The 13,360-nt window shown below is 70.8% G+C and carries 13 protein-coding genes; 5 read left to right on the top strand and 8 right to left on the bottom strand.

Annotation, left to right across the window (positions count from 1 at the left end; all coding sequences use genetic code 11):
• Positions 1-11: 11 nt before the first annotated feature.
• The 3 genes from AB0K15_RS17710 to AB0K15_RS17720 form a co-directional block, all read right to left on the bottom strand.
• Positions 12-236, bottom strand: coding sequence for a hypothetical protein (locus AB0K15_RS17710; protein WP_364050943.1), 225 nt, complete (start codon positions 234-236; stop codon positions 12-14).
• Positions 233-583, bottom strand: a complete 351-nt coding sequence (locus AB0K15_RS17715) for an SDR family NAD(P)-dependent oxidoreductase (protein WP_364051934.1) — start codon at positions 581-583, stop codon at positions 233-235. Before AB0K15_RS17715 ends, AB0K15_RS17710 begins: the two co-directional genes overlap by 4 nt.
• 66 nt (positions 584-649) lie before the next feature.
• Complete coding sequence (locus AB0K15_RS17720; RefSeq protein WP_364051937.1) at positions 650-1,405, bottom strand: alpha/beta hydrolase; 756 nt, start codon at positions 1,403-1,405, stop codon at positions 650-652.
• 70 nt (positions 1,406-1,475) lie between these two features.
• Here AB0K15_RS17720 and AB0K15_RS17725 point away from each other — a divergent pair, with 70 nt between their 5' ends.
• Positions 1,476-2,894: a M1 family metallopeptidase gene (locus AB0K15_RS17725; protein WP_364050946.1), complete on the top strand. Its 1,419-nt coding sequence runs from the start codon at positions 1,476-1,478 to the stop codon at positions 2,892-2,894.
• On the opposite strand, the gene AB0K15_RS17730 is transcribed toward AB0K15_RS17725, so the two are convergent.
• Positions 2,870-4,273 carry an ATP-binding protein gene (locus tag AB0K15_RS17730; protein ID WP_364050949.1) on the bottom strand — a complete coding sequence of 468 codons (1,404 nt, stop codon included), beginning with the start codon at positions 4,271-4,273 and terminating at the stop codon, positions 2,870-2,872. The genes AB0K15_RS17725 and AB0K15_RS17730 overlap by 25 nt on opposite strands.
• Before the next feature lie 28 nt (positions 4,274-4,301).
• Positions 4,302-5,489: an FAD-dependent monooxygenase gene (locus tag AB0K15_RS17735; RefSeq protein ID WP_364050952.1), complete on the bottom strand. Its 1,188-nt coding sequence runs from the start codon at positions 5,487-5,489 to the stop codon at positions 4,302-4,304.
• 101 nt (positions 5,490-5,590) lie between these two features.
• Between AB0K15_RS17735 and AB0K15_RS17740 the strand changes: the two genes are divergently transcribed.
• Positions 5,591-5,899: an antibiotic biosynthesis monooxygenase gene (locus AB0K15_RS17740; RefSeq protein ID WP_220244783.1), complete on the top strand. Its 309-nt coding sequence runs from the start codon at positions 5,591-5,593 to the stop codon at positions 5,897-5,899.
• Positions 5,892-6,695 (top strand): Sir2 family NAD-dependent protein deacetylase, encoded by an 804-nt coding sequence (locus tag AB0K15_RS17745; RefSeq protein ID WP_364050955.1) that lies wholly within the window; start codon positions 5,892-5,894, stop codon positions 6,693-6,695. Before AB0K15_RS17740 ends, AB0K15_RS17745 begins: the two co-directional genes overlap by 8 nt.
• Here the strand turns inward: AB0K15_RS17745 and AB0K15_RS17750 are convergent.
• Together AB0K15_RS17750 and AB0K15_RS17755 are read right to left on the bottom strand one after the other, a co-directional pair.
• On the bottom strand, positions 6,682-7,119 hold the full coding sequence (locus AB0K15_RS17750; protein WP_364050958.1) for an acetyltransferase: 438 nt from the start codon (positions 7,117-7,119) through the stop codon (positions 6,682-6,684). The genes AB0K15_RS17745 and AB0K15_RS17750 overlap by 14 nt on opposite strands.
• Positions 7,116-8,078, bottom strand: coding sequence for an endonuclease/exonuclease/phosphatase family protein (locus tag AB0K15_RS17755; protein ID WP_364050961.1), 963 nt, complete (start codon positions 8,076-8,078; stop codon positions 7,116-7,118). The genes AB0K15_RS17750 and AB0K15_RS17755 overlap by 4 nt, the downstream gene beginning before the upstream one ends.
• Positions 8,079-8,260: 182 nt before the next feature.
• On the opposite strand from AB0K15_RS17755, the gene AB0K15_RS17760 reads away from it, so the two are divergent.
• Both AB0K15_RS17760 and AB0K15_RS17765 read left to right on the top strand, forming a co-directional pair.
• A complete protein-coding gene (locus AB0K15_RS17760; protein WP_364050964.1) occupies positions 8,261-9,238 on the top strand; it encodes an ATP-binding cassette domain-containing protein in 978 nt (325 codons plus the stop codon).
• Positions 9,235-10,035: an ABC transporter permease gene (locus AB0K15_RS17765; protein WP_364050967.1), complete on the top strand. Its 801-nt coding sequence runs from the start codon at positions 9,235-9,237 to the stop codon at positions 10,033-10,035. The genes AB0K15_RS17760 and AB0K15_RS17765 overlap by 4 nt, the downstream gene beginning before the upstream one ends.
• A gap of 83 nt (positions 10,036-10,118) precedes the next feature.
• Here the strand turns inward: AB0K15_RS17765 and AB0K15_RS17770 are convergent, their stop codons facing one another.
• Entirely contained in the window at positions 10,119-13,289 is a 3,171-nt protein-coding gene (locus tag AB0K15_RS17770; RefSeq protein ID WP_364050970.1) for a BTAD domain-containing putative transcriptional regulator, read from the bottom strand.
• Positions 13,290-13,360 lie beyond the last annotated feature (71 nt).

Consider the following 13,360-nt stretch of genomic DNA (forward strand, 5'->3'; position numbering starts at 1 on the left):
GTGCTCCGGAATCAGCGGCTCCGCGAGCGCCCACAACTCATCCGGCACCAGCCGCCGAGACAGATCATCCACAACCCAAGATCATCCACCAAGACGAGCCAAACCCCTACTGAGACACGCTCTAAGCCCTCAATACCCTCGACTGTCGAGATCGACGCGGTGAGGCTCACGGCCGCGTTGTCGTTCAGCAGTGGCAGCGCTTTCTTGACAGTGAAGACAGTTCCCTTGACGTTCACGTCAAGGATGTAGTCAAGGTGCTTTCCGTCATCTCCGCGAGGGGCACGATCTCGCCGACGCCGGCGTTCGCGAACAACACGTCGATACGACGGCCGTCCGCGGCGATCTTCTCGTAGAGCCGGTCGAGGTCGGCCTGCTCGGCAATGTCCCCTTGCACCCCGGTCGCTTGCGCGCCGATGGCCGCGACGGCGGCGTCGAGCTGCTCCTGCCTCCGGCCCGTGACGTAAACGTGGGCCCTTCTTCCGCGAATCGACGGGCCGTGGCCAACCCGATTCCCGTCGAATCGCCGGTCACCACAGCGGTCTTGCCGTCGAGCTGTCCCATCGTGACCTTCCCCGCCATCGATTAGTCACCCAAACGTACTATTGGTGATCGACAGCGAGCGACCGCCATTTCTACCCGCGAAAAGTGGTCAGCCGGGCAAGCCGGAAAATCCGGAGAGGAACGCCTCCACGGCGCCGCGGTAGATCTGCGGCGCCTCGGCGTGGGGCAGGTGCGCGGAGCCGGGGACGACGAGGTGTTTCGCGCCCGGCACCCGCGCGGCGACTTGCGCTTGCCGGCCTTCGGGCATGGCGGTGTGTTCGCCTTCGACGATCAGCAGCGGGCATCGGATCGCGTCCACAAAGGACCAGTAGTCGCGGCGGCCCCATTCGGCGGCGATCTCGTAGAGGTCCTCCAGGTTCGCGATCAGGTGGTAGCCGTCTTCGCGTTCCTCGACGCATTCGGTGAAGTAGTCCCCCGCCGTGCCGAAGAATTCGCGGACGTGGGCGAGGGATTCGAACGGCACCGGCCAGCTGTCGAAGTAGCCGCGCCAGGTCTCGACGGTGCGGCCGCGCTGATCGGGTGCGAAGTCCTCGCTGACGACTCCGCGGACGAGCTCGGGGTATTTCGCCGCCGTGGCCCAGGCGTGGAGGCCGCCCATGGAGTGACCGATCAGCACGGACGGGCCGAGCTCGGCGAGCACTTCGGCGATGTCTTCGGCGAACTGCTCGGTGGTCCACGGGCCGGTGTGCGGCGCGCGCCCGTGACCGCGGGCGTCGAGGGCGTGGACGGAGCCGTAGGGCTTGAGCCATTGGGCGACGGGCCACCACGTGCGGGCGCGGCCCATCAAGCCGTGCAGCAGGAGCACCGACACGCCCGTGGTGTCGTCGCCGCCGAAGTGGATCAGCCCAGGTCGCACCGTACCTCCCGCTGGTTCGTCCGGTAGCCAATCACATCCGAGCACCTAGGGTGAAGTGATGCGCAGCCACCGAACCTTCGCCGTCGCCCTCGCCGGTGTGCTCGCGCTGTCCGCGTGCAGTGCGGACAATCCGGACACCGCACCGCTGCATCCGTCCGCTGGGGCGAGCGGCGCGGGCGATCCGTATTACCCCGAGGACGGCAACGGCGGTTACGACGCGCTCGACTACCACGTCGACGTCGGCTACGACCCCGCGAGCGGCCACCTCGACGGCGACACGACCGTGACCGCGAAGGCCACGCAGGACCTCAGCCGGTTCAACCTGGACCTGCGGGGGCTCGACGTGGCGTCGGTCGAGGTCGACGGGAAACCCGCGAAGTTCAGCCGGGAGAAGGACTTCGAGCTGGTGATCACGCCACCGCAGCCCTTGCGCGCGGGCACGACGTATCGCACCCGCGTGCGGTACTCCGGCGACCCGTCGAAGACCGAGCACGACGGAGGCAGTGAGACCGGCTGGAGCCGCTCGGCCGACGGCGGCGCGTTCATGGTGGGCGAGCCGCATTCGGCGGCGTTCTGGTACCCGGTGAACGAAACCCCGCGCGACAAGGCGACGTTCAGCGTGACCGCGCACGTACCGGACGGCTGGACGGTGATCGCAGGCGGCCGTGAGCAGAGCAGTTCTTCGGCCGGCGGCAAGACCACCACCACGTGGACCGAGCCGAACCCCGTCGCCAGCTACCTCACAACGATCGCGATCGACAAGTTCACGGTGAAGCGCACTTCACTACCCGACGGCACGCCCGTCGTGTCGGCCTACGCGCCGGGCGCCGAGTCGCTCGAGGTCAGCGGCGACCGGCTGCCGGACATCCTGGCCTTCCTGAGCAGCAAGTTCGGCCCGTACCCGCAAAGCGCCGCCGGCGGCATCTATCTCGCGGAGGACATCCACTTCTCGCTGGAGACGCAGACGCGCCCGACGTACGCGAAGTGGGCCGACGTCCTCACCCTCGTGCACGAGAACGCCCACCAGTGGTTCGGCGACTCCGTGTCGCTCGACTCGTGGTCGGACGTCTGCCTCAACGAGTGCTTCGCGTCGTACGCGCAGTGGCTCTGGTCCGAACGCGAGGGCCAGAACCTCGACGACCGCTACCGCGCGGCACTCGAGATCACCCACGCCAGCACGGACTTCTGGAACCGCAAGCTCGTCGACCCGGGCCCCGGCCACGAGTTCGAGGCTGTGTACGACAAGGGCATCCTCGCCCTGCACGCCCTGCGCCGCCGCATGGGCGACGGCCCGTTCTCCACCCTGCTGCGCGACTGGCCCGCCGAGCACCGCCACGCCAACGCCACGTGGGCCGACTTCACGAAACTGGTGAACCGCCTGGCCGGCCAGGACCTGACGCCCTTCCTGGACGACTGGTTCCGCACGGCGAAGCTCCCGTCGGACGCGGACCTCTACCCGGGCACGCTCCGGCCCTGAGCCGAGGCACCCAGGAGTGACCTGGTCAGCGCATTGCGCGCGTCCGTCATCTCGGCCAGTGCGCCGCCCAGCTCGGCGTCGCCGACCACCACTTCTCCGTCCGGATCAGCGGCGAGGCTGCGCAGCGCCGCGCGGCGGAGGAGTTCCTTCACGAAGGACGCCGTGACGCCTTCGGTGGCTTCGACGATCGGCGCGAGGTCGGCCGTCACCTTCAGGCCGCGGGAGTACAGCTCGAGCAACGCGGTGCGGCCGGCGGCGTCGGGCAGCGGGATCTCGACGGCGAGGTCCACGCGGCCCGGCCGGTCGGCCAGCGCCTTCTCCAGGTCACCCGCGCGGTTGGTGGTGAGGAGGAACGTGACGTCGGCGTCTCCGCCGACGCCGTCCATGGCGTCGAGCAGGCTGAACAGCAGCGGCGTGCCGCCGCGGGAGTGGTCGCGGTCCTCGGCGATGAGGTCGACGTCCTCCAGCACGACGACGCTGGGCTGCAGCCGGCGCGCGAGCGTGGCGGCCTTCGAGACGAACCGCATCGCCGAGCCGGTGAGGATGATGACCGTACTGCCGGGCAGCCGTCCCATGAGGTAGCGGACGGTGTGCGTCTTCCCGGTGCCGGGCGGGCCGTGCAGCAGCACACCACGCTTGAGGTGCTGGCCGGCCGCCAGCAGGCGTTCGCCGTGCTCCGCGATGCCCAGCGTGTGCCGTTCGACCGCGTCGAGCACGCCTTCGGGCAGCACCACCTCCTCCGGCCCGATCGCGGGCCGGGGCAGGAAGGTGAGCAGCTCGTTGCCGCGGTGCTCGCTCACGCCGAACGCCAGCACGTGGCCGCGCAACACGTCGTGCTCCGCGATCAGCTGCTCGATGCGATCGCGCGTGGCCGTCGTCGCGGCGCGCTCCCCGGCGATCACCTCCAGGCGGCAGTACATCTGCCCGTACTGCTGGTTCGTGCCCCGCACGCCGATGATCACCGGCGTCCCGTCGGGCGACGCCGTCCCCACCAGCCCCAGCTGCACGACCTCCGCCGCCGCGTCGGGCCCGATCGTCGCGGTCGTGTAGTCGACCGCCCCCAGCTCGTACAGCTGGTGGTTCCGCGCGGCGAACAGCATGCCCACCAGGTCCTCGTGGCCGCGCTGCCCGCCGGCGATCCCGAACCAGTCCGTCTGCACGCCGTGCTCGGCCAGGTACGCGTCGACGCCCGCCTGGATGTTGGCGTGCTCCCAGTCCTCGTAGTTGCGCGTCACCACCAGCGCCTGCGTCAGCGGTACCCCGAGGTGCCCGGTGACGCGGTCGATCAGCTCGTTGGCCTGCGGCGACCCGACCGCGTCGGCCGTGGCTTTGATGATGCGCTGCAGGTCGCGTGCGAGTGCTTCGTGATCTTCCCCCATGCACCCCAGAGTGACACGAATCGCCCAGTCAGGCCACCGACGTCAGGTACCGCGAGTAGTCCGGCAGCTCGAAGCCGTTGAGCACCGCGAGCATCGAGCCGAACAGCAGGCGCTCCGGCAGGTGCGGCAGGAGGCGCATGCCGAGCTGCTGGAGGCGGACGCCGAGGGCGCTCGAGGGAGAGCCGGCGCGGGCGTTGGTGCGGCCCATCTTCTGGTTGGCCGAGACCCATGGGCGGAGGCGGTTCTCGTACGCGGCCAGGGCCGACGGGACATCCGGCGCGGCCGCGAGTTCGCCGGCCAGGACGTAGGCGCCGACGAGGGCCAGGCTGGTGCCCTGGCCCGACGAGGGTGAGGCGCAGAAGGCGGCGTCACCGAGCAAGCCGACACGGCCGCGAGACCACGACGGGAGGTGGACCTGGCTGACGGAGTCGAAGTAGAAGTCGGCGGCGTCCTCGATCTGGGACACCAGTTCCGCCGTCTCCCAGCCCAGGCCGGACAGCCGCGAGCGCACCAACGACTTCTGCCAGGCGATGTCCCGGTAGTCGTGGTGCAGGTCCTCGGAGTGGAACGACGCGAAGGCCATGAAAGCCTGGTTCGAGTTGATCGTGCGGACGCCGATGCTGCGCCCCGGCGCGTTGTGCACCAGCGACCAGTTCTCCAGGCCCAGGTGGTTGCGCGCGGTCCAGAACGCCAGGTAGCGGCCCAGGTGCTGCAACGGCACGTCACCGAAAAGCAGCGATCGGACGCCGGAGTGGAGGCCATCGGCGCCGATCATCGCGTCGAAGACCCGCGGGGCGCCGGATTCGAACGTGACGTGGACGCCGTCGGACCGCTCGGCCACAGCGACGACTCGATCGCCGTAGCGGTACTCGCACTGCGTGGCCTCCCGCAGGACGCGAGCGATGTCGCCGCGGAGGATTTCGATTTCCGCGATCGGGCCGTCACCGCCGAACTGGTCGACGGTGAGGGTGGCGCGGCGCCGCCCGCTGCCGTCGACGAGGGACAGGCCGCCGGTGTCGGTGCAGGCGGCGCGGATGTTCTCCAGCAGGCCCATCCGCTCCGCGGCGACTTTCCCCACGCCGCGCAGGTCCACGGCCTGCCCGCCCGGCCGCGGCGCGGGCGCGCGCTCGACCAGCGTCGCCTCGATGCCGTAGCGGTGCAGCCAGAACGCCAGCGCCGGACCGGCGATGCTCGCCCCCGAGATCAGAACCCGCATGGTGTGCCCCCGTTCACGAATGTCTACCCCAACATGATAGTCACAACTATTTGACAGTTACTACCACTTTCTCGGACGGCAGACGGAAGTAGGCTGGAGGCATGGCAGTGGTGAAGATCAACGCGATCGAGGTCCCCGAAGGCGCCGGCCCCGAGCTGGAGAAGCGGTTCGCCGCGCGGCTGCACGCCGTCGACAGCCAGGCCGGGTTCCTCGGCTTCGAGCTCCTCCGCCCGGTTTCCGGCGAGACGCGCTACTTCGTCTACACGAAGTGGGAGTCGGAGGAGCACTACCAGGCGTGGGCGGCCGGCCCGGCGCGCGAGGCCCACGCGGGCGAGCGCGCGAAGCCGGTGTCGTCCGGTGCGAGCCTGCTCGAGTTCGAGGTCGTCCAGGCTTCGAAGCCGGGTGAGTGACGACCTCGCCCGCGCGGCCGAACTGATCCACGGTGCCGGCGCGCTGCTCGTGTGCGCCGGCGCCGGGATGGGCGTCGACTCCGGCCTGCCCGATTTTCGCGGCGACGAAGGCTTCTGGCGCGCGTACCCGCCGTACGCCGGGCTCGGCCTCAGCTTCGAGGAGCTGGCCGACCCGCGCCACTTCGCCGACGACCCCGAGCTGGCCTGGGGCTTCTACGGCCACCGACTCGACCTGTACCGGAAGACGGTGCCACACCGGGGTTTCGAGCTGCTGCGCGAATGGGGCGAGAAGAAGCCCGGCGGCGTCCGCGTCTTCACGTCCAATGTGGACGGCCAGTTCCAGGTCGCGGGCTTCGGCCACGTCGCCGAGGCCCACGGGTCCATCCATCACCTGCAGTGCCTCGACGGCTGCACGGACGACATCTGGCCGGCCACCGACGTCCACGTCGACCTCGACGACACGACGATGCGCGCCCGCCCGCCATTGCCGAGCTGCCCTGGCTGCGGCGGCCTCGCCCGGCCCAACATCCTGATGTTCGGCGACTTCGAGTGGGTCCCGGCGCGCAGCCAGGCCCAGCTCGACGAGCTCACCGCGTGGCGCCGCGACCAGCGCGACCTCACCGTGGTCGAACTCGGCGCGGGCCAGGCCGTGCCGACCGTCCGCCGCTACGCCGAGCTGGCCAGCGCCGCGACGGGCGCGCTCGTGCGCATCAACCCGCGCGAGCCGCGGATCCGCCACGGCCGCGGCGTGTCGATCGCGGCCGGCGCGCTGGAGACGTTGCTCAAGCTCGCCTGAGGTGCAGCAACGGGAAGGGCCTGCCCTCGGAGTCCGTCGCCGAGCGACCGGCGATCACGAACCCGTGGTGCAGGTAGAAGCCGAGCGCTTGCGGGTTCTGCTCGTTCACGTCCAGCGTCAGCGAAGGAAACTCCGCCAGAGCCGCTCGCAGAAGCGCGGACCCAACCCCCGAACCACGGTGATCGGCGCGCACGAACAGCATTTCCAAGCTCCCGGAAGCGATCCCGGAAAACCCGGCGGCAGCACCGTCCACAGTGGCCACCGTCAGCTCCACCTGCGGGAAGTACCCCGGCACCCGCTCAGCGTAGAACGAGACATCGTCGGCGGTCAGGAAATCATGAGTCGCCTCGACCGCACTGCGCCAGATCGCCAGCAGCTCCGGGTATTCGTCCGGGCCCGAGACCGGACGCAGCGAGACCGTCACGGCAACCGCACCTCGGCGTAAACCGCACGGTGGTCGGTTCCGGGCACGTCGAACACCCGGTAGTCCTCGACGGCCGCACGCTTGTCCACCAGCACGTGGTCCAGCGTAACCAGCGGCGTGGCATCAGCGGGCCACGTCGGCTGCAGGCCGTCGCCGCGTTCGTCGGCGGCGTCGTGGTAGCCGCGCGACAGCACGGTGGCCAGGGCGGCGTGGTCGAGGGTCGCGTTGAAGTCGCCGGCCAGGATGCGCAGGCCGTGCTCACCGGCGGCGCGCGAAAGGTCCTTCGTCTCGCGCTCCCACTGATCGACGCCGGTGTCGGGCGACTCCGGGTGCACGGCGACGAGCTCCACCACCGTGCCGCCGCCGAGGTCGGCCTCCGCGCTGGGCTGCTTCGCGGTGGAGTCGCCCGTGTAGTTCTCCTCGGTGAGCGGGTAGCGCGACACGATGCCCGACCCGTCCGCGCCCGGCGCCGCGTGCAGCACCCGGTACGGCAGCAGCCCGAACAGTCCCGCCTTGTCCAAAGCGGACACTTCCGCCGAGGTCATCTCCACGAGGTTCAGCACGTCGACCCGGTTGTCGCGCACCAGCTTCACGATCGTGGCGGCGTCGGCGTGACCGAGGTACAGATTCGCCGACATCACACGCAGCGACTTGCCCGCCACGGCCGGTTGCTCGTCGGCCATCACGCGCGGCGCCACGAACACGGCCAGCAGGATCGCCAGCGCCAGCGCGATTCCGCCGGTCCACCACCGCCGCAGCACCAGCGAAACACCGCCTAGCAGCGCTCCGTACACGACCGCGTACGGAGTGAGCGCGAGCAGCACCAGCGTGTACCAGCCACCGTCGTACCCGACCGTGCGCAGCGCCGCGACCGCCACCAGGGGCACGCCGAACAGCAGCAAGACGCCCGTGACCAGCCGGTTCCGTGGCCGCGCCCGCACCTGGACGTTGATCACCATGGGCCGAGTATGCCGACTCCGGCCGGGCGAGCGCGCCCCGGACACCGCACCTCCACAACACCTCCGCAACTCCTGACAGCGGAGGACAGGTCCGCGACAGGCGCTGTCAGCGTGCTGTGCGCGCCCTGACAGGCCGGCCGTCCACTGTGTTGCTCGGAGGGCGACAGCAGGAGGAGGACCACATGTCGTTTGCGATCAAGGCCGAGGGCCTGGTCAAGCAGTTCGGGGAGACGAAGGCGCTGGACGGGGTGGATCTTGAGGTCCCGTTCGGCAAGGTGGTGGGGGTGCTCGGGCCCAACGGCGCGGGCAAGACCACGGCGGTGCGCATCCTGGCCACGCTCATCAAGCCCGACGCCGGGCACGCCACGGTCGGGGGCTTCGACGTGGTGCAGGACCCGGTGCGGGTGCGTTCGCTGATCGGGCTCACGGGCCAGTACGCGTCGGTCGACGAGGACCTCAACGGCATCGAGAACCTGGTGCTGATCGGCCGGCTGCTCGACCTGTCGCGCGCCGACGCCAAGGCCCGGGCGAAGGAGCTGCTGGACCGCTTCGAGCTGTCCGACGCCGCCAAGCGCCCGATCCGCACCTACTCCGGCGGCATGCGCCGGCGGATCGACCTCGCGGCGAGCCTCGTCGGGCGGCCCGAGGTGCTCTACCTCGACGAGCCCACCACCGGGCTCGACCCGCACGCCCGCAACGAGGTGTGGGCCGTGGTCCGCGGCCTCGTCGCCGACGGCGCGACGGTGCTGCTCACCACGCAGTACCTGGAGGAAGCCGACCAGCTGGCCGACAAGATCACCGTGTTCGACCACGGCCACGTCGTCGCCGACGGCCGCGCCGACGAGCTCAAGCGCCGCGTGGGCGGCCAGACGCTGCAGGTGCGCCCGACGTCACTCACCGACCTCGACGCCGTGGCCCGCATCCTGGGCGAGGTCACCGGCGTCCGGCCGACGCGCGACGAGGACACGGGCCTGCTCACCGCGCCGGTGTCCGACCCGGTCCTGCTGTCCACGCTCGTGCGCAAGCTCGACGAGGCCGGCATCACCTCCGACGAGCTCGCGCTGCGACTGCCGAGCCTCGACGAGGTGTTCCTGGCACTGACCGGCCATTCCGCCGAACCGTCCACTCCGGACGCCCAGCTCGAAGGGAGCCTCGCGTGACCACCACGCTCGCGCTCGATCCGCCCCGCCGCATCAGCCCGGTTAAAGGCACGCAGCACGCGCTTTCCCTGGCCTGGCGCGGAATCCTGAAGATCCGCAAGAACCCTGAGCAACTGGCCGATGTGACGCTGATGCCGATCATCTTCCTGCTGATGTTCACCTACCTGTTCGGCAACGCGCTGGGCGGGTCCATCTCGAACTACCTGCAGAGCCTGGTCCCCGGCCTGGTCGTGATGAACATCCTGCAGGCCAGCCTGACCGTGGGCGTGCAGCTGAACACCGACGTCACCAAGGGCGTGTTCGACCGGTTCCGCAGCATGCCGATCGCGCGCTCGGCGCCGTTGGTCGGCGCGGTGCTGGCGGACCTCGTGCGTTACGTCGTGTGCCTGGCCGTGCTGATGGTCGTCGCTATGGTGATGGGCTACCGCATCGAGACCGGCCCGATGCAGTTCCTGGCCGCGATCCTGCTGGTGCTCGCGTTCGGGTTGTGCTTCTGCTGGGGCTCGGTGTTCGTCGGGATGCTGATGAAGTCGCCGGGTGCCGCGCAGGGCCTGATGTTCGTGTTCATCATGCCGCTCACGTTCGGCAGCAACGTGTTCGTCTCCACCGCGACGATGCCGGGGTGGCTGCGGTCCTGGGCGGACATCAGCCCGGTCAGCCTGATGGCCAACGCGTTGCGGGGCTTGATGAACGGCGGCGCGGTCGCCGGGCCGCTCGGCGGAGCGCTGGCGTGGATGGTCGGGGCCGTGGTGGTGTTCTTCCCGCTCGCGACCTGGGCCTACCGCCGCCGCGTCTGAGCGACTGTCGCAAAAGGACCACAAAGGAACATGGGGGCACTCGGTCCCCTTCACCGCGGGGGTGATGGAGGGGACCGAGCTCGTCAGCTGCCGATTTCCTCGCTGAGCCAGGCGATTCCGTCGGCCCGGTCCAGCGCCCGGGTGGCCGCCACGAGCTTCTCGTACCGGTCCTCGCCCAGCCGTTCCCGCAGCCCGTCGATCAGCTCGAGCACCTCCGGGTTGCCGAGGTCGAACTCGCCGCGGATCAAGGCACTCAGCGCGAGCACGCGCGCCGCCGTCTCGAGCCGGCCCTGCGCGTAGCGGATCTGGGCGACGACCTCCGCGAGCTGGGCCAGATCGGGCATGTCCATCCGCTCGCTGACCGACCGGACGGCAGCCACCGCGTGTGGCAGCGCCTCGTCCGGTTTTCCTTCCGCCAACGCGATCCTGGCGTGGACCATGCCGAACCACTCGTCCTCGAAGCTGCCCGGGAAGGGCCAGTCGTCCCGTCCGCGCAGGATCGCCTCGCCGACGGTGCGGGCCTCGGCCAGCCGGCCCTCGCGGATGAGCAGTTCGAGCCGGCCGAACAGGAGGATCAGGCTCAGCTCTCGTTTGCCGCTGTTCTCCGCGTACCGTTCGGCCGCCGTCAGCTCCCGCCAGGCGCCGTCGCGGTCACCACCGCGCGACCGCTCCACGGCCAGACGCCACCACTGCTGGACGACGTCATCCTGCGAGCGCAGCTCCAGGGCCAGCCGCAGTCCTTCGGTGTACGCCGCGATCGCCCCGGCGTGGTCACCGCGCTGAGACAGGCTCATGGCGCGGAAGCTGAACGTCATCGCCAGGCCCCAGCGGTCGCCGATCGCGAGGAAGCCGGCGTGGGCTTCCTCGCGGGCTCGGGCGGAGCCGTCCAGGTCGCCCTCGTCGGCGAGCACGAAGCTCTCGGCCCAGTGCGCGGCAGCGCGGCTCCAGGGGTCCCCGCCGCCGATCGCGCGCTTGATTTCGCGCCGCGCCAGTTCCCGGTGACCGCTGAGGAAGGCGACCATCGGCAGTGCGAGCGAGAGCCACGGGTTGCCGTTGGCGGCGCCGGTGCGCACGCACTCCTCGATCAGGTCAGCAGCGCCCGCCATCGCCTGCGGCCCGGTCATCATGTGCATCATCATCTGGCTCAGCCGCAGGGCTGCCGCGACGTCGGGTGCGAGGCGGTCGCCGAAGGCCAGCACGTCGACCACGAACCGCTCGGCGCGTTCACCCTGGCCCAGGATCGACAGGTACCAGAACATGCCGTAGAGCAGGCGGGCGGAGGAATCGACGTCCTCCGACTCGATGGCGGAGCGCAGGGTGGCGGTGAGGTTGTCGTTGTCGTTCTCGAAGACCTCGATCGCAGTGAGCTGATCGCGGGTGCGCAGGAGCGGCTCGGTGCGTTCGACGAGGTCGACGAAGTAGCGCACCATGGCCGCGCGCAACCGCTCGGTCTCCCCCGAGGCCGTGAGCCGCTCGGTGGCGTACACCCGCAGTGTCTCCAGCATGCGGTACCGGCCGCCAACGGTGTCCACAATGGATTTCTCGACCAGCGAGCCCAGCACGTACACCACGTCTTCGGCGCGCAGCAGGTCCTCGTCGGCGCAGACGGCTGTCACGGCTTCCTCGTCGAACGTCGCGGCGAACACGGCGAGCCGCCGCGCCAGTGCGAGCTCCGCGTCGGTGAGCAGGTCCCAGCTCCATTCGACGACGGCCCGCAGGGTCCGTTGCCGGGGCAGGGCCGTGCGGCTGCCGGAGGTGAGCAGGCGGAAGCGGTCGTCGAGGCGTTCGGCGATGCTCGCGACCGGCATCGACCGCAGGCGCGCCGCGGCCAGCTCCAGCGCCAGCGGCATGCCGTCGAGCCGGCGGCAGATCTGCGTCACGGCGTCCACTGTGGATTCATTGAGCGTGAAGTCGGGGCGCACGGCGATGGCCCGGTCGAGGAACAGCCGCGCCGAGTCGAGCGCGCCCACCTCGCCCGGCGGCGTGGTCTCGGCAGGCACGGGCAGCGGGCCGAGCGGGCACAGGGCCTCGCCGGTGATCGCGAGCGGCTCGCGGCTGGTGGCCAGGATGCGCAGCGCGGGCAGGCGGCGCAGCAGATCGTCGGCCAGCTGCGCGGCGACCTCGATGATGTGCTCGCAGTTGTCCAGCACCAGCAGGGCTTCGCTGCCGGCGAGGGCCTCGACGGCGTGCTCGATCAGATCCGTCGGCCGCCGGCGCACCTCGGCCTCGCTCGCGCGCAGGTCGCGGATCTCCAGCGCGGTGAGCAGCGCGCCCAGCACGTCGTCGGCGTCGCGGACGCCGGCGAGTGGCACGAACCAGACCCGCCCGGGCCCGTGCGCGGGGTGGCGCGCCGCAGCCTCGGTCGCCAGGCGCGTCTTGCCCGCGCCACCCGGGCCGACGAGCGTGACGAGCCGGGAGCCGTCGAGCAGCTCGGACAGCTGCTTCAGCTCGTCGCCGCGGCCGACGAAGCTCGTGAGGCGCACCGGCAGCCGGTCGGTGACCGGCGCGGCGGGCGCGAGCTCACCACGCAGGGCCTGCAGGTGGATCTCCTGCAGCTCGGCCGACGGGTCCACGCCCAGCTCGTCGGCCAGCGTCGCGCGGATCGCGCTGTACGCGGCGAGCGCGTCCGCCTGACGGCCGACCGAGCACAACGCCCGGATGCGCAGACCGGCGAGCCGCTCACGCAACGGGTGGGCCTCGGCGGCCGCGGTGAGATCGGCGAGCACGTCGGCTTGGCGGCCCAGGCGCAGCTCGGCGTCGAAGCGGTCCTCGGCGGCCTCCGTGCGCAGCTCCTCCAGCCGGGTCGCGGGCGCGGCGGCGAACGGCGCGTCGAGCACGTCCGCCAGCGCGGCGCCGTGCCAGAGGTCCAGAGCAGTGCGCAGCAGCTCGGCCGCACGCGAGTCGCGGCCCGCCGAAAGCTCCCGGCGGCCCTCGGCGGCGAGTCGTTCGAACCGGTGCGCGTCCACGGCGTCCGCGGTCAGCGCGAGCCGGTAGCCACCCGCGCCGGACTCGAGCTCGGCCCCGGCCGGCCGCAGCGCGCGGCGCAGGCGCGAGACCAGCGACTGCAGCGCGTTGGCGGCGTCGGCGGGCGGCTCGGTGCCCCACAGGCCGTCGATGAGCACCTCGGCCGGCACCGCGCGGCCGGCGTCGAGCGCGAGGCGGGCCAAGAGCATGCGAAGACGCGCACCGCCGATGTCCACCGGGGTGCCGTCCTCGCAGGCCGCCCGCAGCGGACCCAGCAGCGCCACGCGCATGCCACCAGCTTTCCAGACGGATGCTGAGGGCGGGTCCGAACGGCCGCCGGGGAACCGACGTAAGTGTGGAC

Source organism: Amycolatopsis sp. NPDC049253 (genome assembly GCF_040678995.1).
Lineage (GTDB): Bacteria > Actinomycetota > Actinomycetes > Mycobacteriales > Pseudonocardiaceae > Amycolatopsis.

What these genes read in the sequence shown, in the direction of transcription:
- AB0K15_RS17770 (WP_364050970.1), bottom strand. Translation starts at nt 13,289, where the DNA reads ATGCGCGTGGCGCTGCTGGGTCCGCTGCGGGCGGCCTGCGAGGACGGC.
- AB0K15_RS17725 (WP_364050946.1), top strand. Translation starts at nt 1,476, where the DNA reads ATGCGCAGCCACCGAACCTTCGCCGTCGCCCTCGCCGGTGTGCTCGCG.
- AB0K15_RS17740 (WP_220244783.1), top strand. Translation starts at nt 5,591, where the DNA reads ATGGCAGTGGTGAAGATCAACGCGATCGAGGTCCCCGAAGGCGCCGGC.
- AB0K15_RS17755 (WP_364050961.1), bottom strand. Translation starts at nt 8,078, where the DNA reads ATGGTGATCAACGTCCAGGTGCGGGCGCGGCCACGGAACCGGCTGGTC.
- AB0K15_RS17730 (WP_364050949.1), bottom strand. Translation starts at nt 4,273, where the DNA reads ATGGGGGAAGATCACGAAGCACTCGCACGCGACCTGCAGCGCATCATC.
- AB0K15_RS17735 (WP_364050952.1), bottom strand. Translation starts at nt 5,489, where the DNA reads ATGCGGGTTCTGATCTCGGGGGCGAGCATCGCCGGTCCGGCGCTGGCG.
- AB0K15_RS17760 (WP_364050964.1), top strand. Translation starts at nt 8,261, where the DNA reads ATGTCGTTTGCGATCAAGGCCGAGGGCCTGGTCAAGCAGTTCGGGGAG.